Below are 22,137 nucleotides of genomic sequence, written 5' to 3' on the forward strand. Positions count from 1 at the left end.
TCTTCGGCGTACTCGGGGTAGTCGGCAGCCATCTTGAGCATCATCTCGGCCAGTTCGCGCACCGAGTGGATGTTGGCCGGGTTGCCGATGTTGAAGATCTTGCCGCTGGCCACGCCGTTCTTGTTCTCGATGATCTGCATCAGGGCCGAGATGCCGTCCGAAATATCGGCGAACGCGCGCTTCTGGGCGCCGCCATCGACCAGCTTGATCGGCTCGCCCCGGACGATATGGCCCAGGAACTGCGTCACCACGCGCGAGGAGCCTTCCTTCGACTCGAAGATCGAATCCAGCCCGGCGCCGATCCAGTTGAACGGGCGGAACAGCGTGTAGTTCAGCCCTTCCTCCATGCCATAGGCGTGGATCACGCGGTCCATCAGCTGCTTGGAGCAGGCGTAGATCCAGCGCGGCTTGTTGATCGGGCCGTAGACCAGCGGGGACGCTTCCGGGTCGAACTCATCGTCGGCGCACATGCCGTAGACCTCGGAGGTCGACGGGAACACCAGGTGCTTCTTGTACTTCACGGCCGCGCGGACCATCGGCAGGTTGGCTTCGAAATCGAGCTCGAACACGCGCAGCGGGTGACGCACGTAGGTGGCCGGGGTGGCGATGGCCACCAGCGGCAGCACCACGTCGCACTTGCGGATGTTGTACTCGATCCACTCCTTGTTGATGGTGATGTCACCTTCGGAGAAGTGCAGGCGCGGATGGTTCACGAGATCGCCGAGGCGGTCGGAGGCCATGTCCATGCCGTAGACCTCCCAGTTGGTGGTCTCGAGGATGCGGCGCGTGAGGTGATGGCCGATAAAGCCGTTGACGCCAAGAATCAGGACTCGCTTGGGATGCATGGTTTCAGACAGGAACAGAAAGGTAAGCAGGAAAGCCGGTCAGCGCGACGTCGGGCTCGGGGTGGGCACGTTGGTCACCACCACCCGGCGCCAGTCGCGCGCCACCACGTACAGCGGCAGCGTGGGCGACAGCGCCAGATAGTTCTCCGGCGACATCACGGCCATGGCGGGCTGGCCGTTGCGCCAGACCTTGGCGAACGCGGCCATATCGGGCAGCCAGCGCTCCGGCTCCACCTCGGTGCCGAAGGACAGTTCGTCCGCCTCCGCCACCATGGTCAGCGGGTGCTGGACGTAGAACGGCAGGGTGTGATCGAGCATCTTCACGCCATAGAACGGCATGCCCGGGGTGAGCTCCTGCTGGACCAGCGGGGCGATGTCCGCGCCGGACGCCGGGCCGCCCACGGTTTCATGGCCGACCAGCGCCACCGTGAAGCCCAGGTACATGCCGAGCGCATACACGGCCACGCTGGGCAGCACGCCGCGCCGCAGCAGCCAGCGCGCGGCGGCAATGCCCAGCAGCATCACCACGAACGCCGCCGCTGCCCAGATCGCATAGGCGCGATAGAAGGCGTTCGGCGTATGGTTGGCGTTGAGCGTGGCCACCACCGGGCTGGCCAGCAGGCCGCACGCGGCCACGATGGCCATGCCGCCGAGCTGGCGCCGCCAGGCGCGCACGTCGAGGCGGTCCAGCGCCACGCCGGCCAGGATGCCCATCGCCGGGATCACGGGCACGATGTAGCCCGGCAGCTTCGAACGCGACAGGCTGAAGAACACGAAAATGGCGATGGCCCAGATGCCGGCCAGCAGCGCCGGGCGGAAGCGCTCCGCCGCATCATCCGGCTCATCGACCGGCGGCGTACCGATGGCACGCCACAGGCGCGGGAACAGTCCCACCCACGGCAGGAAGCCGCCCACCACCAGTGGCAGGAAGTACCAGATCGGCCCCGGCCGCGAGTGGACGCCCGAGGTATAGCGCTGCCAGTGTTCGTGGATAAAGAAGAAATGCAGGAATTCCGGGTTCCGCACCGATACGAGCCAGAACCACGGCACGGCCACGGCCAGCAGCACCAGCATGCCGGTGAATACGTGCAGCCAACGCCACAAGCGCCAGTCGCGCGTGATGCCTATATAGATAACGAGGACCAGCCCCGGCAGCGCTACGCCCACCAGCCCCTTGGTCAGCACGGCGGCGCCCATCGCCGCCCAGCAGGCGAGCATCCAGCCGCGCCGCGCGCTGGCCGAAGCGGCGGGATGCTGCGCCAGCATCATGCAGGCGAGCACGCAGGCCATTACGCCGGCCAGCGTCATGTCGAGGGTGTTGAAATGCGCGGCCACGCTCCACATCGGCGCCGCCAGCAGGGCCAGTCCCGTGAACGCCGCCGCGCGGATGCCGAACCAGCGCCACGTCGCCAGCATCGACATGACGATGCCAGCCAGCCCGGCCAGCGCCACGCAAAGCCGCGCCTGCCATTCGCCCACGCCCCACAGCGCGTACGTCAGCGCCGTGACCCACATGTGGAACGGCGGCTTCTCGAAGTACTTCAGCGCGTCGTAGCGGATGGTGACCCAGTCGCCGGTGGCGAGCATCTCGCGCGAGATTTCGCCGTAGCGGCCCTCGTCCGGCCCCAGCAGGTGCCGCATGCCGAGCGTGCCGAACCAGACCAGCAGCGCCACGGCGATGAACGCAGCGGCCCAGGCCATGGCTGGCGACCAGGCGCCCAGGCGCCAGCCCTCCAGCGGACGGGCCGGGGTGACGGCGGGCTGCTGAGTGGACAGGGAGGGGGACTGCGGATGAGACTGCGATTGCGGCATGCGCGCGGGGGGACTGGGTGAGACGAGCGCGCAGGTTAGGAGAGCAACCTTAATCCCACATTAAGCGTGCGACGCCGCCCGCGCGGTGCTACGCTTCACGCCGTTCCCCGTGCCGTATGCGTCCTTTTTCGCACCCAAGATGAGAATCCTTATCGTTGAAGACGACCCCATGCTCGGCGACGGCCTGCAACGCGGGCTGAAGCTCAAGGGGCATGCCGTGGACTGGTTCACCACCGGCGCGGAGGCGGAGCGCGCCATCGCCAACATGCAATACGACGCCGTGGTGCTCGACCTCGGCCTGCCCGACGACGACGGCGTGGCCCTGCTCGCCCGCTGGCGCCAGCAGGGCTGCCAGACGCCGGTGCTGATGCTGACCGCGCGGGATGCGGTGTCCAGCCGCATCGGCGGCCTCGATGCCGGCGCCGACGACTACCTGATCAAGCCCGTCGATCTCGACGAACTCGCCGCCCGGCTGCGCGCCGTCACGCGACGCAGCGCGGGCATGCCCGAGCCGGTCTGGCACCACGGCGCGCTGGCCTACCAGCCGGCTGCCCGACAAGCTACGTGGCAGGGCCAGCCCGTGGACCTGACTGCCCGCGAGGCCATGCTGCTCGAGGTGCTCCTGGCGCACCCGAGCCGCGTGCTGACGCGCGAATTCCTGCGCGAAAAGCTCTACGCCTGGGAACAGGGTTCGGAGAGCAACACGCTCGAGGTCCACATCCATCATTTGCGCCGGAAGATCCACCCCGGCATCGTCCGCACCCTGCGCGGCGCCGGCTACACGCTCGGCACGCCGGAAGCCATCGCCAGCCCCGGAGACGACGCATGACCCTGCAGCGGCGCCTGATCCTGGCCGTGCTGGTGGGGGTGGCCCTCGCCTGGAGCCTCACCAGCGTGCTGATCTACCTCAGCACACAGGAGGAGATCAACGAGCTGTACGACACCGCCATGGTGCGCATGGCCCAGCAGATGCAGGCCGTGCTGCCGCTGATCAATGTGGGCGCGGTGCCGCAGCCGCCGCCCCAGAACGGTCCCCTGCCCGGCGATGCCGATCTGGGCGACATGGGTGACGCGGGCCTGGGCGACCTCGCCATCGCCGCGTGGCGGCCCGGCGGCGAGCCGCTGCATATCGATCCGGACGGCGACCGCCTGCCCCGCGCGCCGCGTGTGAAGGGCTTCACCAACGTCTCCATCGACGGTGTGCCGTGGCGGCTCTACTACCTCGACGATCCGGTGGAAGGCTGGCGCGTCTGCGTCGGACAGATCCAGGCCGAGCGCGAGGAACTGGTGGTGTCCTACCTCCAGGCCCAGGTGCTGCCGTGGGTGCTGGGCGTGCCGCTGCTGATGGCGCTGGTGGTGTGGGCCGTGCGCGCCACGCTGCGGCCGCTGCGCGCGCTCTCCACTGCCATCGCCGCGCGCGCCCCCGGCGACCCCGCGCCGTTGGAATTGGCCGATGTGCCGCCGGAACTGGCGCCGTTGGTCGGCGCGATGAACACCCTGCTCCACCGCGTCTCGGCGCTGATCGAGCACGAACGCCAGCTCACCGCCGATGCCGCACACGAGATGCGCACCCCGCTGGCCGCGCTCAAGGCGCAGTGGGACGTGGCGCGCCAGTCGAACGATCCCGAGGAACGCGCGCAGGCCGCTGCGAACGTGGAGGCCGGCATCGACCGGCTGAGCCATCTGGTGTCCCAACTGCTGACCATGAGCCGGCTCGAGGACGAGGACACGCAGCCGGTGCGCGCGGCGGTGGACTGGCGCGAGATCGTCCAGCAGGTGCTGTCCGATTGCCTGACGCTGTCCGAGCGTCGCCAGGTGGACATGGAGGTCACGTGGCCGGCGGCCATCCACCCGCCCCTGCCGGTGTGTGGCGATCCGGCACTGCTCGGCATCATGCTCCGCAACCTGATGGACAACGCCATCCGCTACAGCCCCGCCGGCACGCTGGTGACGCTGGCCTTCGCCCCAGACGCGATCACGGTGTCCGACCACGGCCCCGGCGTGGCGCCCGGCCTGCTGCCGCGCCTGGGCGACCGCTTCTTCCGGGGCGTCGGGCAGCGTGAACAGGGCAACGGGCTGGGCATCTCCATCGCCCGGCGCGTGGCCACGCTGCACGGCCTGTCATTAACTTTCGATAACCTCACCAGCAGCGGCCGCACCGGGCTGCTCGCCACCATCCGCCCCGCCGAGGGCCAGACGCCGCCCCCCCAATCGCCATGAGTGCCGTGCCAGACCTCGAACACACAGACGCCCGCGGCAACGCCTGGGCGGTCTTCCTGATCTTCCTGCGGCTGGGGCTGACGTCGTTCGGCGGCCCGGTGGCGCATCTCGGCTATTTCCGGGAGGCCTTCGTCACGCGGCGGCGCTGGTTCAGCGAGCAAGCCTATTCCGATATCGTCGCGCTCTGCCAGTTCCTGCCCGGGCCGGCCAGCAGCCAGGTCGGCATGGTGATCGGGCTGTCCCGGGCCGGCTACCGGGGCGCGCTGGCGGCATGGCTGGGCTTCACCATGCCATCGGCCATCGCGCTGATCGTGCTGGCGATGGGGCTGTCGGCCACCGGCAACCATGTGCCGGAAGGCCTGCTGCACGGCCTGAAGGTGGCGGCGGTGGCCGTGGTGGCGCAGGCCGTATGGGGCATGGCGCGTTCGCTCTGCCCGGACGCGCCGCGCCTGAGCGTGATGGCGCTGGCGGCGACGGCGGTCATCGTCGTGCCGTCGCCGTGGTGCCAGGTGGCCGTGATGCTGGCGGCGGGGCTGGCCGGCGCGCGCTGGTTCCGGCCCGCGCAGGCGCAGCCGCACGCGGCGCTGCCGGTGCCCATCGGCCAGCGTGCCGGCGCGGCCTTCCTGCTGGCGTTCGTCGTATTGCTGGTGGCGCTGCCGCTGGCCCATCGGCTGTTTCCGAGCCAGCCGTTGGCAATGTTCGATGCCTTCTACCGGGCCGGCGCGCTGGTGTTCGGCGGCGGCCACGTGGTGCTGCCGCTGCTCCAGGCGGCCGTGGTGCCTACGGGCTGGGTCGACAACGACACCTTCCTGGCCGGCTATGGCGCCGCGCAGGCCGTGCCGGGCCCGCTGTTCACGTTCGCCGCCTTCCTCGGCGGCGCGATGCAAACGGCCCCCTCAGGATGGGCGGGCGCCATGCTCTGCCTCGTGGCGATCTTCGCGCCATCGTTCCTGCTGGTCTTTGGCGCGCTGCCGTTCTGGGAGCGGCTGCGCCGCAACGCCGGCACGCAGGCGGCGCTGGCCGGGGTGAACGCCGCCGTGGTCGGCCTGCTGGTGGCGGCGCTGTACTCGCCGGTCTGGACCAGCGCGATCCACGTCCCGGCGGACTTCGCGCTCGCGCTGCTGGCACTGGTGGCCTTGGCCGCGTGGCGGCTGCCGCCGTGGGCCGTGGTGCTGGCCTGCGCGGCGGCAGGCTGGGCGCTCGGGGGCTGAAGTGTCGAGGTATTAGCCCGGCAATGCGCTGGCGTCGTACATCGCCGCGAACTCGGGGCTCGGCGGAATGGGCTGGATGATGTCCAGCATCACGCCGCTGGGGTCCACGGTAATGAAATGGCGCTGGCCGAACGCTTCGTCGCGCAACGACAGCAGGATCGGCAACCCCGCCGCCTGCATGCGGGCGTGCACCGCGTCCACATCCTCCACTTCGAAGTTGAGCAGCAGCCCCGCCGCCCGCTGGCCGCGCGCCGGGGTGGGAATCGTCTCATGCGTGCAATCGAGAATGGCGAGGTTCGTGCGCGCGTCGGCGTTGGACTGCAGGTGCACGTACCAGTCGCTCTCGAACAGCGGGCGGAAATCCACGTGCTGCGTGTAGAACGCCACCGTCTCCGCCACGTTCGTGGTCATGATCACCGGGTAGTAACTCGTTGTTTTCATCGCAAATCTCCGTTGTGGCGCGCCGGCCGGGCGCGGATCGCATAACATACAGCCTGTATCTTTCCGTAATTTATAACATACAGGCTGTATGTATGCAAAGTAAAAAGACCCGTTCGAACCAGGAACGGACAGAAGCGACGCGCGCTGCCCTGCTATCCGCCGCGCGCAAGCTGTTTGTCGAAAAGGGCTATGCGGCCACTTCCACGCCCGAGATTGTGGCGGCGGCAGACATCACGCGCGGCGCGCTCTATCACCATTTCGCGGACAAGCAGGACCTGTTCCGCGCCATCCTGGAGGAGGAGGCGCGCGCCGTGGCCGGGGAGATCGAGCTGGCCGCGCCGGACGCGCTGCCGGTGCGCGCGGCCTTGATCGCCGGCAGCGAGGCCTATCTGGCCGCCATGACGGTGCCGGGCCGCACCCGGCTGTTGCTGATCGACGGACCGGCCGTGCTCGGCACCGAAGCGATGTTCGCGCTCGATGCCGCCCACGCGGGCCGCACGCTGCGCGAGGGTCTGGCGATGGCGGTCGGCCACGGGCTGCCCGGCGGCACGCCGATCGATGCGCTGGCCGCCCTGCTCTCGGCCGCCTTCGACCGCACCGCGCTGGCCATCGCATCCGGCGCGGACGCCGACGCATTCCGCGCGGCGATGATCGGCATGATCGAACGGACAGTGGCGCCATCGTGATGCGCGCGTGCCGGTGGCTCGTCGGCAGCGCAATGGCCGCCACGCTGGCAGGCTGCAACGCCACGCCTGCTGCCGCCCCGGTCACGCCGGTCACCACCATCGACGTCGTGGAAGGCGACTGGCACACCGAACTCTGCATCCGCACCGAGGACGCCGATGCGCGTCTGCTGCGGCTGACCGTGGGCTACGCCGGCTCGCGTTTTCTGTGTTTTGGATTTGGGGATCGTCAATACCTGCTGAGCCGCGAGCGCGGCCCGATGACGCTGATCTCGGCGCTGTTCCCCGGAGAAGGCGCCATCCTGCTGACGATCCTGCGGGATACCCCAGCGGCGGCCTACGGCGCCGGTAACGTGGTGCGGCTCGCGCTCGACGAAGCCGGCATCTCGCAATTGCGCGAGTTTCTTGGCGATGCGGTGCAGACGGACGCGTCGGACAAGCCCATCGGCCTCGGGGATGGTCCCTACGAAGGCGGCCTGTATTTCGCGGCCACGGCCACCTACGCGGGCTTCTACACCTGCAATACGTGGACCGCGCACGCCCTGCGCACGGCCGGCGTGCCGGTGCGCGGGCCGGTGCTGTTTGCCGAAGGGGTAATGCGGCAGGTGCGCGAGATTGCGGCGGCGGCCCCGGAGGCGCCCTGAGACAGCTAGCGGGGCCGCCGCCCGCCGTTCTCCTAACGGCGTGGCGTCACGCCATCAGTCCTTCAGCAGCGCGGCGCGTCGTTGCACATCGGCAAGATCGCCGCTGACCGCCTTGGTCAGCCGCTGGCCATAGTCGGCATCGGCCTTGTAGAAGTGGCTCAGCATGATCTGCTTCACTTCCGCATGCTTCACCACGCCGAGGTCGGCCGCCAGGTTGCCGATCAGGTTCTCCTGCCCCGATTTGGACAACTTGCGATAGTAGTCGCCGGCTTGCGTGAAGTTGTCCGTGCGAGCGATCGGCGCCTGCTGGGTCATGCCCGCCAGCGGCGTGCGTGCAAAGCGATAGTGCGGATTGTCGGAATACGCCCCGGCCATCCGCGACGGCTGGTAGTTGATATCGCCCGTCGTGCCGCCGATATCGCCATGCCCGTCGCTGTTGTAGTTGCGGACCGCGACGCGCGGACGGTTGACCGGCAGCTTCTGCTTGTTGGCGCCGAGCCGGTACGTCTGCGCGTCGTAGTACGAGAACAGCCGGCCCTGCAGCATGCGGTCTTCGGACGGCTCAATGCCCGGCACAAGGTTCGACGGCGCGAAGGCCGACATCTCCGAGGTCTCGAAGAAATTCTCCGGCACGGTATTCAGCGTCATGGTGCCGAGCTTGCGGAACGGCACGTCGGGCCAGACCTTGGTCGAATCGAGTGGATCGAATCGATATTTGCCGAGATCCTCGGGCTTCATCAGCTGCACGTAGAAGTCCCATTTCGGGAAATCGCCCCGCTGGATGGCGCCGAACAGATCGCTGGTGAGGTTGTTGAAGTCGGCGCCCTGGATCTTCGCGGCCTCTGCCCGGGTGAGATATTTCTCGCCCTGGCGCGGACGCCACTGGAACTTGGCGTAGTGCACCTCGCCCTTGGCGTTGATCAGCTTGTACGCGTGCACGCTGTTGCCCTGCATCATCCGGTACGACGCCGGGATGCCGAGGTCCGAATAGAGCTGCGTCAGCATATGGGTGCTCTCCGGCACGCTGCTGAAGAAGTCGAAGAAACGGTTCGGGTCCTGCAGGTTGGTCACGGGCGACGGCTTCAGCGAGTGAACCATGTCCGGGAACTTGATCGCGTCACGGATAAAGAAGATGGGCGTGTGGTTGCCCACCAGGTCCCAGTTGCCCTCGTCCGTGTAGAACTTGGTGGCGAAGCCGCGCGGATCGCGCACGGTCTCGGGCGATCCCTTGCCGTGGATCACCGTCGAGAACCGCACCGTGACCGGCGTGCGCTTGCCAGCCCCGGCGAACACCTTGGCGGTAGTCAGGTCCGAAAAATCGCCTTCGGACACAAATTCTCCCTGTGCTGCAGTGCCGCGTGCGTGCACCACGCGCTCGGGAATCCGCTCCCGATGGAAGCGCTGGAGCTTCTCGATCAGGTGGACGTCCTGCAGCAGCGTGGGACCGTTCGGGCCGGCGGTCTGGGAGTTCTGGTTGTCGCCGATGGGCGCGCCGTTGTCGCGCGTCATGGTCTGGGCACCGGCGGAGAGGGAAAACAGGGCAGCAAGGCCGTAAGCGACGGGTCTGAGTGCGAATCGTCTGAATCGAGCCATTTTGTGGGTCCTCGGAAATGCCTGAAAACAGGCAAGTGAGGGGGCGCCGCGCCATCTTATTTGGCCCGCCTGCCACGGCGCCAATTGTGATGTTCAATGACCCTGATGCATTGCATCAATCGATGCGCTGCACCAATTCTTACACCCGTTTGAGATGTTGGATGCCGCGTGCGCCAGCGCTACAGTGACGCGGCTTCACTTATCGAATAAAAACGAATTCCAAGGAGACATCATGCATCGAGCTGTTTCGCAGGCAGCCCTGTTCGTCGTGGCCGGCCTCCTCTTGTCGGGATGCGGCGGTAGTGACGATCCACCACCCGCTCCGCCTGTCGCCGAAACCCCGCCGCCCACCGTGCAGCCCGAGGACGCGCGGCCGCAGGACACCCGCACGTTCACCATCGACACCGCCGCCGTGACGCAGAAATTCACGCCGATGGCGGGCGCACCCGCCGCCGACCGCTGGTCCGGCGTGCTCGGCAAGGCCGGCTACATGGTCGAGGTACCTGCGGCCTGGAACGGCAAGCTCGTGATGTATGCGCATGGCTACGCCGGCACCGGCAACGCGCTCGACGTCAATCCGCCAAGCATCCGCCGTCACCTGCTGGAAGCCGGCTATGCCTGGGCCGCGTCCAGTTATTCAACGAATTACTATGACGTGCGGGCCGGTGTGGAAGACACGAACGCGCTCGCGCTGGCCTTCGTCAACATCGCCAAACAGAACGGCCGCACGCTGGCCGCGCCGACGCGCGTGTACATCATCGGCCATTCGATGGGCGGCCATGTCAGCGCGGCAGCCGTGGAAGCCGAGACGATCGCCACGGCCAACCACAAGGTCACGTACCACGGCGCGGTGCCGATGTGCGGCGTGGTGGGCGACACCGAGCTGTTCAACTACTTCGGCGGCTACCAGACCGCCGCCCAACTGCTGGCCAACGTGCCGGCCACGTCCTGGCCCGTGAGCAACTGGGCGCAGATCGTGACCTCGGTGCAGGCGGCGCTGTTCACCACCTACCCGGTCACCAACACGGGCCAGGGCGAGAAACTCCGCCAGATCGTCAAGAACCTGACCGGCGGCGAGCGGCCGATGTTCGCCATCGGCTTCAGCGGCAGCCCCGCCTCCAAGAGCCTGCAGGACGCGGTCTGGAGCACCTTCGGCCAGGATGGCACGGTCAACGGCGTGCTGACGCAGAACGTGGTGGACACCACCGGCCTGACCTTCCAGATGGATGACGACGCGGCGCTGACGCCCGAGGAGCAGGCGATCAACACCTCGATCTTCCGCGTGAAGCCGGTGGCCGACGCCAACCGCCTGCGCCGCGACGGCCTGCGCTGGATTCCGAAAACGGCCGCGCAGATCAGCGTGCCGGTGCTGACGCTGCACACGCTGGGCGACATGTACGTGCCCTTCAGCATGGAGCAGATCTACAAGCGCCGCGCGGACGCCAACGGCACGGCGAAATGGCTGGTCCAGCGCGCGATCCGGGGCATCAGCCACTGCGATTTCACCGTGGCCGAGCAGGTGCGCGCGTTCGACGACATGGTGGCCTGGGAGCAAACCGGCACCCCACCCGCCGGCGACGACGTGCTGACGCCATCGGTAGTGGCCAACGCCAACTACGGCTGCAAGTTCACCGACAACACGCTGGGGGCGGACGACTCAGACACCAACAAGGCCCTGCGGCAGGGGGCGGCGATGGCGGCGCCTTGTTTGCCGTAGGTTTGGGAGAACGAAGGATTAACAGAGCCGTCTTTGAGGCGGCTCTGTTTTTGGCGGCGAGGATCCCCGCTATCAATGCCGTTCGCCGCAATATCCAGGTGATATTGCGGCGAACTGGGGGCGAACCGGGGTCTACCTGGCAGCCTCCTCCGCAGCCCGCCACGCAGGGCAGCATTTCTCGTCGCGGCAGCAATAGTTCGGACAACGCGCATCCACATCGATCCGCACCAGGTCCGGACCGTAATGCACGGACGCCGCATAAATGGGCCGGAATTCCGTGTCCTTCACATTATTGGCACTGAGGCCGAATTTCAGCAGCAGATTGCGAACCTGTTCGACCCTGGCCGTTGCCAGTTCACGAGATCCATCCTCGCTTTCCCAAGCCGTCAGGTACACGTCGAAACCTGAGAAGAAATACTTCCGGGTTGCGATTCGCCATTCGGCGAATCGCTTGATCTCCTTCGCGGTTACCGTTGCGGATCCCGGTTCGAAGTGAACGCGATATTGCCTCTCATAGACGATGCAGGCAGCGACATTCAAGCTTGTTAGAGCGAAGATGAAAGCTGCCATTAGTTTTTTCATATTTACCATGATTACGATGCCGTTAATCGGAGACATTCGATATATATGCAGCAATGCTGTCGGAATTATTAAATAGAAATTTATTTCGATACTTTGATAGTAGGCGGGAAATCTTGATACTCGAATAGGTATCCGCGCTATCCATCGCGGCGGGAAAATGAGAAACTTCATGAACAAAGACCGTGACCATGCTGTCGTCAGGCTCCACCACACCTCTATGGCGGATGGCTTCGATCGGTAAGTAGCAATATGTGACACCGATAAAAATCGTAAACGTCTTGTCGGCCTTGCATACGCTTGCCCACGCCGGCTCGTCCCCTTCTCTCGCCGCCGGGATACAACCTACTTTACGCATGACTTCTTCGCTGAAGCGGCAGAAATTCCGTTCTGTCAACCCGAGGGAGAGTTGCCGAATTCGCTGAATCCCCTCGCGCAGGCGCTTTCGAATATCCGGGGTAGCGTCCACAAACCACATGCGAACCCGTTCCTGATCCGCCTCGTTCCAGCGTTGCAACTCAATCAACCGCTGGTCCATATGCGCAACGGCGATGTCACGAACCCGCAATACCGTGGCATGGAATTCGGCATTGGTCATATTGGGGCAGATCATCGTCGGGTCGGCCGCGTAGGCGGCGCGACTCGAAGCATCGGGGCGGGCTTCACCGCTAGGCTCACTCGCCAGCTTGTTGTGGGCTTGCGGTTTTTCCGATGTTCCCCCCACATGCTCACCGGCGCGCCCGCCGCTCGTGACCTCCGTGGACATCGTGAACTGCGATGCAAACACCCGCGGCTTTTCCTTGCATTGGCAATACACGCGCGCGCCTTCCACCAGCACGGATTTCCCCATGTCGGTCCAGCGCGGATCGCAATCGTTGTAGACGGGACCGCCGACCTTGCAGGCGGGGCACGTGGCGTGATCCCCTTCCAGACCAAGACGTTTGCCCATGTTTGTAGAATCGCTGGTGGCGATCAGCCAGCCACCAGTGCCGGTGCGGCTCGCCCCATCCAGCATGTGCCGCTTGTCGTTTCGCATCATGTCCTCTTCCATTCATGGTAAGAGCACACAGCATCACGTGACGCGATTGAGGCGGTCTATAGCAGTTCTCTGAATTCGCGCGGCGTGCGGGGAGTTTCCCGCCGCGGCTTCCGAATCGTCGTGGGACTGCAATGGAAATGTGCCGGCGCACAAACAAATAGAGCCGTCCTTAGGACGGCTCCGATTCCCCGCTTGCTTGGCAATCCACCCGACCCATCCCGGTAGCTCTATGGCTTGCCGTGGATATCGGTCAGGCGGTGTTTTGTCGGGCCCGTGGCAACCCCTCCGGTCGCATTATTCAGTGCGATATATACAGCGGACGCGACAAGATGACATTCTGCGCACGCAATATTTCCGTAATAAGTCGCCAGCGGGCAGCATCACGCACATCCAGCCTCTGCTGACACAAATTTCGAAAACTATGCGACCTGATCCATCGTTAGAATGAAACGGCCCTTAACTCGGAGTTGCCATGAAACGCCATCCCATTGCCGTGACGGAAACGACACCAGAGGGCCTAGCTGCCCTCGTCTATCACCTTGCCCATGGTGCCAGCCAGGGGCAGCTCGACCCGGAATTCGTGCGTAAGCTTGCCAAGCGCGTTGGCAAGGAGCTGGAGGCCATGGAAGCCGCCGACATGCTGTCGCCGCACGACAAGACGCAGTTGCATCAGGCCATCAACACGCTGTGCCACACCGCTGAAGCCGAAGAGGGTGCGATGTTGACCAAGGCGCTGGAGCGCCTGCGCGCCGAGGACGCGAGCCACGCCCGTCCCATCTGATCCATTTCCGCGCCGCCCCCAATACCGAACACAAAAAGCAGAACGCCCCTTCCCGCCAAGCCGGGTAAGGGGCGTTGTGCTTTCCGGCAGGACGAGGGGAAAGGCCTCGCCTGCCGGCTCTCGCTCAAGCGTGGTGCTTAGAAGCGATGACGCACGCCGACGACTGCGCCGGTCTGGTTCTGGCCGGCCACAGCCGTGCCAACACCGCTCAGGCCCAGGTTGGACGTGCCCTTGTTGCGCACGTAGCCAACGTTCAGGTAAGCGTCCGTACGCTTCGAGAACGAGTAGTCGGCCGACAGGACAAACATCCACGGATCGTTGCCGCTGTCGTTGGCATCGGTGTAGTACGCGGCGCCGGTCAGCGACAGGGCCGGCGTCACGCGGTACAGGCCGCCGAGCCAGTAGACGTTGCTGCGGGTCGCTGCCGTGGCTGCGGTAGCGATGCCGTCATCGCGCATCCAGCGGTAGCCGGCAAACACCTTGGCCACGCCGAAGTCGTACGACGAGCCCACGGCCAGGCGCTTGGCAGCGCGGTCGGACGTAGCCGACGTGGCGCCCTGGTACTGGTCATACGCCGTGCCGATCGAGAAGCCGCCGGCGGTGTAGGCCACGCCTGCGCCCACGTTGCGGCCAGCCTTGTAGTCGCCCGGCAGTTCGCCCGGCGAGCCAGCCACGGCGTCACGGCCCGTGCTGTAGAAGGCCGTGGCGGTCAGGCCGCCGAACTTGCCGGTGTACTTCAGGGCGTTGTCGGCGCGGCCGTTGAAGCCCGAATCGACGCTGTTCAGCGAGTAGCGCGGGCCCACGCCCATCGGGTCATAGGCACCGAACAGGTCGTACAGCGAGTTCTGCTGGCGACCCAGGGTCACGGCGCCGAAGCTGCCTTGCAGGCCGACGAAAGCCTGGCGACCGAACAGGCGGTTGCCCTGGCCGGACACGCCGGTGTCGATATCGAAGCCCGATTCCAGGGTGAAGATGCCCTTCAGGCCGCCACCGAGGTCTTCCACGCCACGCAGGCCCCAGCGCGAGCCGGACAGGTTGCCCGAGTTCATGCGCACGGCCGTCTGACCATTGCCGCCCGGCACGTGGGTCGCCACTTCTACGCCGGCGTCGACGATGCCATACAGCGTGACGTTGGATGCGGACTGGGCGAGGGCTGCGCCGGACGTTGCGCAGGTAGCGGCTGCCGCCAGGGCAAATAGAGCTTTCTTCACTGTGGTTTCTCGTTTTGTTAAGACATTGAGATGCTTCCCCGTTCCGGTCGCGGCGCGCGCGCGGCGGCGCCTTGCTGGACCAGATGCCCGTGCGGGTCTTTGGGGGGCGAGGCGGATTGTTACAACCCAATATGAAATGAATGTGTCGTAGGCATTACTGCAACACCCTACTACCGGGGGATACGCGCACGCAAAACATGCAAAATCCGGGTTTTCCCGACCCGGGTTTTGGTAGGATTCACACCTTTCGAGATTGGCGTGTGAGCGGACCGGATGTGATGCGGACGCAACATGCCTGCGTCATGCCCCTGGACCCCATCAGAAGACCTGTCAAGCCAAGGCTTGCCGCCCCGCTGGCTCGACTGCGCACCCACCTGCAATCGCGGTGGCTGCCCGTCCTGCAACCGGCAATCCAGCGGCTGCGCCGTCCCACCCGGCGCGAAGTCCTGCTGGGCCTCGCGGCCATCCCGGCGCTGTTCCTGCTTTATCTGCTGGTCCTGATTCCGTTCACGCCGGGCATCAGCGACATCCGCAAGGCCAAGTCCGAACAGCCAGCGCAGGTACTCTCCGCCGATGGCAAGGAACTGGCCGTCTACCGCTGGGCCAACCGCGACTGGGTCGGGCTCAAGGACATCTCCCCCAATGTCATCGATGCGCTGATCGCCACCGAGGACCACCGCTTCTACCAGCACCACGGGCTGGACTGGCGCCGCACCGCCTCCGCCGCGTTCCACACCTTCTCGGGCGACCGCCAGGGCGGCTCCACCATCACGCAGCAGCTGGCCCGCAACCGCTATCCCGAAGACATCGGCCGTGCGCCGACGATGACGCGCAAGCTCAAGGAAGCGATCACCGCGTTCAAGATCGAGGCGCTGTACTCCAAGGACGAGATCCTTGAGACGTATCTCAATACGGTGCCCTTCCTGTACAACGCGTTCGGCATCGAGATGGCCGCGCGCACCTATTTCGACAAATCCGCCGACAAGCTCGACGTGCTGGAAGCCGCCACGCTGATCGGCATGCTCAAGGGCAACAGCTACTACAACCCGGTGCTGAACCCCGAGCGCGCGCTGGAGCGGCGCAACATCGTGCTGGCGCAGATGGTCAAGCGCGGCAAGCTCGACGCCGGCCGCTTCGAGACGCTCAGGAAACGGCCATTGCGGATCGACTTCGAGCGCCAGACCGAGGCCCCCGGCCCGGCCGCCCACTTCGCCCAGCAGCTACGCAAATGGCTGATCGGCTGGGCCGATCGCAACGACTACAACCTCTATACCGATGGGCTGGTCGTCCGTACGACCATCGATTCGCGCCTCCAGGCCATGGCCAACCAGGCGGTCACGCGCCAGGGCAACCAGCTTCAGTCGATTGCCAACGCGGCCTGGGCGCCGCGCGCGGGCTGGGCGGAAAGCCGGGCGCTGGTGCAGGCCTTCGTGCGGGAGACGCCCGAGTTCCGCAACGCCGTCGCCAGCGGCCAGAGCGAGGAGGACGCGCTCAAGCGTCTCTTCGCCGACCGCGCGTTCATGCAGGCGCTGCGCCAGCAGAAAACGCGCGTACAGGCCGGCTTCATGGCGCTGGACCCGTCCACGGGCGCCATCCGCGCCTGGGTCGGCAGCCGGGACTTCACGGTCGATGCCTTTGACCACGTGGCCCAGGCGCGCCGCCAGCCGGGCTCCACGTTCAAGCCCTTCGTCTATGGCGAAGCCTTCGCGCACGGCCACGCCCCCGAGGAAACGCTGTTCGACAACCCGGTGGAAATGCAACTGGCCGGCGGCGAGATCTGGCGCCCGACCGACGAGTCCCCCGCCACGGGCCGCGCCCTGAGCCTGCGCGACGGGCTGGTCTATTCGAAGAACACCATCACCGCGCAGCTCGTGCAGGCCGTGGGGCCAGACCGCGTGGCGCGGCTGGCGCGGGCCATGGGTGTGCGCGAGAGCAAGCTCGATGCCGTACCGTCGCTGGCGCTGGGCACCAGCCCGGTCACGCTCAAGGAGATGGTGTCGGCCTACGGCACCATCGCCAACGGCGGCCTGTACATCGCGCCGACCATGGTCACGCGCATCGAGGACCGCGAAGGCAATGTGCTGGCGCAGTTCCGCGAGCCGTCACCCGAGCGTGCGCTGTCGGCCACGGCCACCGAGACGCTGGTCGATGTGATGCGCGATGTGATCGACCGCGGCACCGGCACCGCCATCCGCAGCCGCTACGGCATCCGCGCCGACGTGGCCGGCAAGACCGGCACCACGCAGGACAACGCCGACGGCTGGTTCATCCTGATGCACCCGCAATTGGTGGCGGGCGCCTGGGTGGGCTTCAACGACAGCCGCGTGACGCTGCGTAGCGACTACTGGGGCCAGGGCGCCCATAGCGCGCTGCCCATCGTCGGCGATTTCTACCAGCGCGCGCTACGCTTGCGGGTCATCGACGGCCGCGCGCGGTTTGCGGAGGCGGACGAGAAGACCTGGTACACGTCGATCACGGGGCAGGTGCGTGGCTGGTTCCAGCGGCTGTTCGCTTCGAACAAGTCTGATCAGGCGCCGGCCACCCCGCGCCCGTCGCCGCGCCGGCCGGTACTGCCGGCCACGGAGGCGGAGGCCATGCCATCCGGAGGTTCGGGAGGTTCGGGGGGAACTGGTGCCTCTGCGGCGATGGCTGGGAACAGTCAGGCAGGCGGGGCAAATACCGAGCACGGGGAAGCCGCCGAGCCCGGCATGGCGCTCGATGCCAATGAAGTCGTCGAGGTCATCCCGGCATCGGAGCCGGAACCGGTGATGGCTTCTGCGCCAGGCGCGCCGATCGGACCCAGCGCACCCTCCCCGCTCCCTGCGGGCCCGTCGATGGCGCCGGCGCCCGTCCGCTAAGGACGGCCGGGTTTACTCGCCGGACCGCAGGCGCATGGCTGGGTCGGTGCCCGGCTCGGACACCTTGTCGCCCGGCAACACCTCCACCGGGCCGGAACGGATCACGCGCAAGGCGTCTTCCGAAATCGTCAGCGGCGGCTCGGCCGTGGGCCGTGCCAGCAGGTAGCCCTGCGCGTAGTCGATGCCAAGGTCGCGGCAGATGCGCAGATCCGCTTCCTGCTCGATACCCTCTGCCACCAGCGCCGTGCCGCTGCTATCGGCCAGCCGGCGTATGGCGCGCAGCGCTTCCAGCTGGAACGGCGACGTCGCCACGCCATCCACCACCACGCGGGCGATCTTCACGTAATCAGGTTTCAGGGCGATCCACTGCCCCAGGCTGGCGTGGCCGGTGCCGTAGTCGTCCAACGCGAACTGGGCGCCGCGCCCACGGATGGACTCCACCGCCCGCGACAGGCTATCCAGCGAGCCCAGCGGGGCCTGCTCGGTCAGTTCGATGACGATGCGGTCCGAAGTAATGCCGTGGGTTTTCAGGAAGGCGCGCACTTCGTCGCGATGGCTGTCCACCTCGCGAATCGAATCCGCGCTGTAGTTGATGAAGAGCTTGCCGGGGAGCCCGGCGCGCATGAACGCGGCAATACAGATGCGTGACGCCAGCCGCTCGAGCCGCACCAGACAACCCAGACGCGCCGCTTCAGCGAACAGCGCAACAGGGCTCTCCAGCGGCGTCCCGGCGGGACCGCGGATCAGGGCCTCGTAGCCAATGATCTCGCCATTGGCGAGCGACCCGATCGGCTGGAAGACAGGCCGCAGGCGTTGGTGTTCGAGGCAATCGGCAATAGTAGGCGTCAGAGGTCGCGACAAGGGCTTGCACTCAAACTGGCTGTGGATCGTGCTGTGGGCAAAAGCCACTCCCACTGTTGGCTAACGGCGCGCCCAAGACGCAACTTGATCCCCCACTTGCAGGGGGGATGCCATGCAGCGTGCACTTTGCGTCACACCGGTGCCGTACCCGCGACAAGGCGGCGGTCCATGCGCCCGGTCCGGCATATTCCCGATCTTGTGTGGCAATTTTGTGACGAAAGGCGCATGGGTGCTGTCATGGCGGCGTCATGAAACGGCCGGAGAATCCACCCCGAATCAACCCGAATCGACCCCGAATCATCAGGCGCAAGCCCGCCGGGCCTGCCGCAAATGCGGCACTGCAGCGACGGAATACCTTGACGCCTGATTTTTTGGCGCTTCAATGAAAACGTTTTCATTGCTCGCCGACCATCCGCCGAACCTGCCCATGCCCAACGCCCGCCGTTCCGTTTTGCTGTCTGCCGATACCGAAGGCGAACGCGGCAATGGCGTGACGCTGGCGGACGTGGCGCTGGCCGCCGAAGTCTCGTTGGCCACGGCCTCGCGCGTGTTCAGCCATCCGCAGCTGGTGCGGGAGACCACCGCCCAGCGCGTGCACGAGGCCGCGCGCCGGCTGGCCTTCCGGCCCAACCTGCTCGGCGCCAAACTGCGCTCGCAGCAGACGCGCATCCTGGGCGTGATGCTGCCCACGCTGGAGAACGCGGTGTTCGCCGAATGCTGGGCCGGGATCGAGGAAGTCTCGCTGGCCACCGGCTATTCGCTGATGCTGGTGACCAGCGGCTACGACTCCGCCCGCGAGCGCGAACGTGTGGAATATTTGCTGCGCCACCGCGTGGACGGCATGGTGCTGACCGTCTCGGACGCCGCGCAGAGCGCCGTGCTCGACCAGCTTGACAGTGAAGGCGTGCCCTACGTGCTGGCCTACAACCAGGCCAGCCCGGCCGGCCAGCGGCACTCGGTCTCCGTGGACAACCGCACCAGCGCCTGCGAGGGCGTGAACGCGCTGATCGCTGCGGGCCATCGGCGTATCGCGGTGGTGTCGGGCGCGTTCATGGCGTCCGACCGCGCCCGCCAACGGTTTGCCGGCTATGAGGATGCGATGCGCGCCCATGGCCTGCCGCCGCTGCCGCCCGTGAACCTGCCCTCCCATACCGCCAGCCATAGCGAGCGGATTGGCACGCTGATGGGCGGCGCCACCGCGCCCACCGCGTTCTTCTGCACCAACGACCTGCTGGCGATCGGCGTGATTTCGGATCTCAAGCGCCTGGGCCTGCGCGTGCCGCGCGACGTCTCCGTGCTCGGCTACGACGGCATCGCGCTCGGCGCACTGGTGGAGCCGCCGCTGGCCACCGTGGTGCAGCCCAATACCGACATCGGCGCCACCGCCGTGCGCCTGCTGCTCAAGCGCCTGCACGCCGGCACGCGTCCGGAGGCGCTGTCCGCCTCCGCCCCGAGCGTGACCCTGCTGCCCCACGCGCTGCGCGTGGCCGGCACCGTGGCCGCGCCGCCTGCATCTGACCGATCGCCTGACTGACCGTTTTCGCCTGCCGCCCTGCTGTCCTTATCCAATCGATCTCAAACCCGGGAGCCTGACATGACAACGCAATTTTCCTGGCGCCGCCCGCTGCGCTGGCTGGCCACTGCCGTGGCGGCCACCGCCTTCGGCGTCGCCTTCAGCCAGGGCGCGGCCGCGCAGACCGCCATCTGCTACAACTGCCCGCCCGAATGGGCCGACTGGGCCGCGCAGATCCGCGCCATCAAGGAAAAGACCGGCGTGACGGTGCCGCTCGACAACAAGAACTCGGGCCAGGCGCTCGCGCAGCTGGTGGCAGAGCGCGCCAGCCCGGTGGCGGACGTGACCTACCTCGGCGTGACCTTCGGCATCCAGGCCAAGGCCGACGGCGTGACCCAGCCGTACAAGCCGGCCCACTGGGCCGACATCCCCGAGGGCCTGAAAGACCCGCAGGGCAACTGGTTCGCCATCCACTCGGGCACGCTGGGCTTCATGGTCAACGTCGATGCGCTGCGCGGCAAGCCCGTGCCGCAGTCGTGGGCCGACCTGCTCAAGCCGGAGTACAAGGGGCTGATCGGCTACCTGGACCCGTCCAGCGCCTTCGTCGGCTATGTGGGTGCCGTGGCCGTGAACCAGGCCCTCGGCGGCTCGCTGGACAACTTCGCGCCGGCCTACAAGTTCTTCAAGGATCTGCAGAAGAACCAGCCGATCGTGCCGAAGCAGACCGCCTACGCCCGCGTGCTGTCCGGCGAAATCCCGATCCTGCTCGACTACGACTTCAACGCCTACCGCGCCCGCTACAAGGACCGCGCCAACGTGGCCTTCGTGATTCCGAAGGAAGGCTCGCTGGTGGTGCCGTACGTGATGAGCCTGGTCAACAACGCGCCCCACCCGGCCGAGGGCCGCAAGGTGCTGGACTTCGTGCTGTCGGACGCCGGCCAGGCGCTGTGGGCCAACGCCTACCTGCGCCCGGTGCGTAACGTGCCGATGCCGAAGGACGTGGAAGCGCGCTTCCTGCCGGCCGCCGACTACGCCCGCGCCAAGCCGGTCGATTTCGGCAAGATGGCCGCCGCGCAGAAGGCGTTCAGCGAGCAGTACATGAAGGAAGTACGGTAAGCATTTGCAGCTTGCCGCGTGTGTTCTCCCCTCTCCCGCTCGCGGGAGAGGGGCCGGGGGAGAGGGCTGGAGCATCTCGGTGCGATACCGCATGTCGAACCGCCTGCCCTCTCCCCCGCCCCTCTCCCAAAGGGAGAGGGGAGAACACCAATCTTGGACCAAACCGCCCCCGTCACTGCCATGACCAAGCGATCTCTCCCGCTGTTCCTGTTCGCCCTGCCCGCGCTGGTGGTCTTCCTGGCGTTCTTCTGCCTGCCGATGGCGCGCCTGATCGAGGTCAGCGTCACCGGCAAGCAGGGCGCGGGCGTCTACTGGACCGTGCTGACCAGCGCGTGCTACCTGCATAGCCTGCTGGTGACGGTGGCGCTCTCCGCCGCCGTCACGCTGGCCACGCTGGTGATTGCCGGCATCGCCGGCACCTTCCTCCAGCGCCACCCCGTACCCGGCAAACCCGTGCTGGTGGCCATCCTCACCTTTCCGCTGGCCTTTCCCGGCGTGGTGATCGGCTTCATGGTCATCATGCTCGGCGGGCGCAACGGCCTGCTGGCGATGGTGGGCGACGCGCTGGCCGGCGAGCGCTGGACCTTCGCCTACGGACTGGCCGGGCTGTTCGTCGGCTACCTGTATTTCTCGATTCCGCGCGTGATCCTGACCGTGATGGCCGCCGTGGAGAAGCTCGACCCCTCGCTCGAGGAAGCCGCACGGTCGCTCGGCGCCAGCCCGTGGCGCGTGGTGCGGGACGTCATGCTGCCCGCGCTGATGCCGGCCATGCTGTCCAGCGGGGCGATCTGCTTCGCCACCAGCATGGGCGCCTTCGGCACGGCCTTCACGCTCGCCACGCAGCTCGACGTCTTGCCGCTGACCATCTACAACGAGTTCACCAACTACGCCAACTTCGGCATGGCCGCTGCACTCTCGCTGCTGCTCGGCGCGGTCACCTGGGCCCTGCTGGCTGTGGCGCGCTGGATCTCGGGCGACGCCGTCGCCGCCACCGCATGAGTACCGCGAAAAAA

Annotated in this window: 19 protein-coding genes; 11 read left to right on the forward strand and 8 right to left on the reverse strand. The window is 66.6% G+C overall.

The genetic code is table 11. The features are described from left to right. The coding region (locus AC1DEL_RS06755; RefSeq protein ID WP_477140648.1) for a bifunctional UDP-4-keto-pentose/UDP-xylose synthase at nucleotides 1–845 on the reverse strand (845 nt) is incomplete at its 3' end. 39 nt (nucleotides 846–884) lie between these two features. After that, complete coding sequence (locus tag AC1DEL_RS06760) at nucleotides 885–2,657, reverse strand: glycosyltransferase family 39 protein (RefSeq protein ID WP_477125613.1); 1,773 nt, start codon at nucleotides 2,655–2,657, stop codon at nucleotides 885–887. Nucleotides 2,658–2,796: 139 nt separating this feature from the next. Here AC1DEL_RS06760 and AC1DEL_RS06765 point away from each other — a divergent pair, with 139 nt between their 5' ends. From AC1DEL_RS06765 to chrA, 3 genes are read left to right on the forward strand one after another with little or no spacing between them, the layout of a single operon-like run. Beyond that, nucleotides 2,797–3,486, forward strand: a complete 690-nt coding sequence (locus AC1DEL_RS06765; protein WP_477107097.1) for a response regulator — start codon at nucleotides 2,797–2,799, stop codon at nucleotides 3,484–3,486. Continuing rightward, entirely contained in the window at nucleotides 3,483–4,877 is a 1,395-nt protein-coding gene (locus tag AC1DEL_RS06770; RefSeq protein ID WP_477125614.1) for an ATP-binding protein, read from the forward strand. The genes AC1DEL_RS06765 and AC1DEL_RS06770 overlap by 4 nt, the downstream gene beginning before the upstream one ends. Further along, nucleotides 4,874–6,088: a chromate efflux transporter gene (chrA, locus tag AC1DEL_RS06775; RefSeq protein WP_477125615.1), complete on the forward strand. Its 1,215-nt coding sequence runs from the start codon at nucleotides 4,874–4,876 to the stop codon at nucleotides 6,086–6,088. Before AC1DEL_RS06770 ends, chrA begins: the two co-directional genes overlap by 4 nt. 12 nt (nucleotides 6,089–6,100) lie before the next feature. Here chrA and AC1DEL_RS06780 read toward each other — a convergent pair whose 3' ends face one another. After that, on the reverse strand, nucleotides 6,101–6,529 hold the full coding sequence (locus AC1DEL_RS06780) for a VOC family protein (protein ID WP_092295069.1): 429 nt from the start codon (nucleotides 6,527–6,529) through the stop codon (nucleotides 6,101–6,103). A 92-nt stretch (nucleotides 6,530–6,621) separates the two neighbouring features. Here AC1DEL_RS06780 and AC1DEL_RS06785 point away from each other — a divergent pair, with 92 nt between their 5' ends. Both AC1DEL_RS06785 and AC1DEL_RS06790 read left to right on the forward strand, forming a co-directional pair. Then, the gene (locus AC1DEL_RS06785) at nucleotides 6,622–7,215 is read left to right on the forward strand and encodes a TetR/AcrR family transcriptional regulator (RefSeq protein ID WP_477105224.1); all 594 of its coding nucleotides are present in this window, start codon (nucleotides 6,622–6,624) and stop codon (nucleotides 7,213–7,215) included. A gap of 32 nt (nucleotides 7,216–7,247) precedes the next feature. Then, nucleotides 7,248–7,856: a DUF2459 domain-containing protein gene (locus AC1DEL_RS06790; protein WP_477110082.1), complete on the forward strand. Its 609-nt coding sequence runs from the start codon at nucleotides 7,248–7,250 to the stop codon at nucleotides 7,854–7,856. A 54-nt stretch (nucleotides 7,857–7,910) separates the two neighbouring features. On the opposite strand, the gene AC1DEL_RS06795 is transcribed toward AC1DEL_RS06790, so the two are convergent. Next, entirely contained in the window at nucleotides 7,911–9,449 is a 1,539-nt protein-coding gene (locus AC1DEL_RS06795) for a catalase (RefSeq protein WP_477125616.1), read from the reverse strand. 232 nt (nucleotides 9,450–9,681) lie between these two features. Between AC1DEL_RS06795 and AC1DEL_RS06800 the strand changes: the two genes are divergently transcribed. After that, nucleotides 9,682–11,166 carry an alpha/beta hydrolase gene (locus tag AC1DEL_RS06800; RefSeq protein ID WP_477113016.1) on the forward strand — a complete coding sequence of 495 codons (1,485 nt, stop codon included), beginning with the start codon at nucleotides 9,682–9,684 and terminating at the stop codon, nucleotides 11,164–11,166. Nucleotides 11,167–11,298: 132 nt separating this feature from the next. Here AC1DEL_RS06800 and AC1DEL_RS06805 read toward each other — a convergent pair whose 3' ends face one another. Further along, the gene (locus AC1DEL_RS06805; RefSeq protein ID WP_092295061.1) at nucleotides 11,299–11,736 is read right to left on the reverse strand and encodes an OmpA family protein; all 438 of its coding nucleotides are present in this window, start codon (nucleotides 11,734–11,736) and stop codon (nucleotides 11,299–11,301) included. A gap of 34 nt (nucleotides 11,737–11,770) precedes the next feature. Next, nucleotides 11,771–12,784: a M35 family metalloendopeptidase gene (locus AC1DEL_RS06810; protein ID WP_092295059.1), complete on the reverse strand. Its 1,014-nt coding sequence runs from the start codon at nucleotides 12,782–12,784 to the stop codon at nucleotides 11,771–11,773. Between the two features lie 472 nt (nucleotides 12,785–13,256). Between AC1DEL_RS06810 and AC1DEL_RS06815 the strand changes: the two genes are divergently transcribed. Beyond that, entirely contained in the window at nucleotides 13,257–13,565 is a 309-nt protein-coding gene (locus AC1DEL_RS06815; protein WP_092295057.1) for a hypothetical protein, read from the forward strand. A 137-nt stretch (nucleotides 13,566–13,702) separates the two neighbouring features. Here the strand turns inward: AC1DEL_RS06815 and AC1DEL_RS06820 are convergent, their stop codons facing one another. Continuing rightward, a complete protein-coding gene (locus AC1DEL_RS06820) occupies nucleotides 13,703–14,776 on the reverse strand; it encodes a porin (protein WP_092295055.1) in 1,074 nt (357 codons plus the stop codon). Nucleotides 14,777–15,078: 302 nt separating this feature from the next. On the opposite strand from AC1DEL_RS06820, the gene AC1DEL_RS06825 reads away from it, so the two are divergent. Beyond that, the gene (locus tag AC1DEL_RS06825; protein WP_477125618.1) at nucleotides 15,079–17,634 is read left to right on the forward strand and encodes a penicillin-binding protein 1A; all 2,556 of its coding nucleotides are present in this window, start codon (nucleotides 15,079–15,081) and stop codon (nucleotides 17,632–17,634) included. Between the two features lie 12 nt (nucleotides 17,635–17,646). Here the strand turns inward: AC1DEL_RS06825 and AC1DEL_RS06830 are convergent, their stop codons facing one another. After that, a complete protein-coding gene (locus tag AC1DEL_RS06830) occupies nucleotides 17,647–18,495 on the reverse strand; it encodes an EAL domain-containing protein (RefSeq protein WP_255370827.1) in 849 nt (282 codons plus the stop codon). A 427-nt stretch (nucleotides 18,496–18,922) separates the two neighbouring features. On the opposite strand from AC1DEL_RS06830, the gene AC1DEL_RS06835 reads away from it, so the two are divergent. From AC1DEL_RS06835 to AC1DEL_RS06845, 3 genes are all read left to right on the forward strand, one after another. Further along, nucleotides 18,923–20,029 (forward strand): substrate-binding domain-containing protein, encoded by a 1,107-nt coding sequence (locus AC1DEL_RS06835; RefSeq protein ID WP_477125720.1) that lies wholly within the window; start codon nucleotides 18,923–18,925, stop codon nucleotides 20,027–20,029. A 60-nt stretch (nucleotides 20,030–20,089) separates the two neighbouring features. After that, complete coding sequence (locus AC1DEL_RS06840) at nucleotides 20,090–21,124, forward strand: ABC transporter substrate-binding protein (RefSeq protein ID WP_092295053.1); 1,035 nt, start codon at nucleotides 20,090–20,092, stop codon at nucleotides 21,122–21,124. 180 nt (nucleotides 21,125–21,304) lie between these two features. Continuing rightward, entirely contained in the window at nucleotides 21,305–22,123 is an 819-nt protein-coding gene (locus AC1DEL_RS06845; protein ID WP_477125619.1) for an ABC transporter permease, read from the forward strand. Nucleotides 22,124–22,137: the final 14 nt, after the last annotated feature.

This window comes from Cupriavidus sp. 10L43_2, assembly GCF_056395265.1.

Coding starts and splice junctions, on each gene's coding strand:
- AC1DEL_RS06785 (WP_477105224.1), top strand. CDS start 6,622: ATGCAAAGTAAAAAGACCCGTTCGAACCAGGAACGGACAGAAGCGACG.
- AC1DEL_RS06770 (WP_477125614.1), top strand. CDS start 3,483: ATGACCCTGCAGCGGCGCCTGATCCTGGCCGTGCTGGTGGGGGTGGCC.
- AC1DEL_RS06835 (WP_477125720.1), top strand. CDS start 18,923: ATGCCCAACGCCCGCCGTTCCGTTTTGCTGTCTGCCGATACCGAAGGC.
- AC1DEL_RS06825 (WP_477125618.1), top strand. CDS start 15,079: ATGCCCCTGGACCCCATCAGAAGACCTGTCAAGCCAAGGCTTGCCGCC.
- AC1DEL_RS06840 (WP_092295053.1), top strand. CDS start 20,090: ATGACAACGCAATTTTCCTGGCGCCGCCCGCTGCGCTGGCTGGCCACT.
- AC1DEL_RS06845 (WP_477125619.1), top strand. CDS start 21,305: ATGACCAAGCGATCTCTCCCGCTGTTCCTGTTCGCCCTGCCCGCGCTG.
- AC1DEL_RS06815 (WP_092295057.1), top strand. CDS start 13,257: ATGAAACGCCATCCCATTGCCGTGACGGAAACGACACCAGAGGGCCTA.
- AC1DEL_RS06810 (WP_092295059.1), bottom strand. CDS start 12,784: ATGATGCGAAACGACAAGCGGCACATGCTGGATGGGGCGAGCCGCACC.
- AC1DEL_RS06795 (WP_477125616.1), bottom strand. CDS start 9,449: ATGGCTCGATTCAGACGATTCGCACTCAGACCCGTCGCTTACGGCCTT.
- chrA (WP_477125615.1), top strand. CDS start 4,874: ATGAGTGCCGTGCCAGACCTCGAACACACAGACGCCCGCGGCAACGCC.
- AC1DEL_RS06790 (WP_477110082.1), top strand. CDS start 7,248: ATGGCCGCCACGCTGGCAGGCTGCAACGCCACGCCTGCTGCCGCCCCG.
- AC1DEL_RS06780 (WP_092295069.1), bottom strand. CDS start 6,529: ATGAAAACAACGAGTTACTACCCGGTGATCATGACCACGAACGTGGCG.
- AC1DEL_RS06760 (WP_477125613.1), bottom strand. CDS start 2,657: ATGCCGCAATCGCAGTCTCATCCGCAGTCCCCCTCCCTGTCCACTCAG.
- AC1DEL_RS06765 (WP_477107097.1), top strand. CDS start 2,797: ATGAGAATCCTTATCGTTGAAGACGACCCCATGCTCGGCGACGGCCTG.
- AC1DEL_RS06800 (WP_477113016.1), top strand. CDS start 9,682: ATGCATCGAGCTGTTTCGCAGGCAGCCCTGTTCGTCGTGGCCGGCCTC.
- AC1DEL_RS06805 (WP_092295061.1), bottom strand. CDS start 11,736: ATGGCAGCTTTCATCTTCGCTCTAACAAGCTTGAATGTCGCTGCCTGC.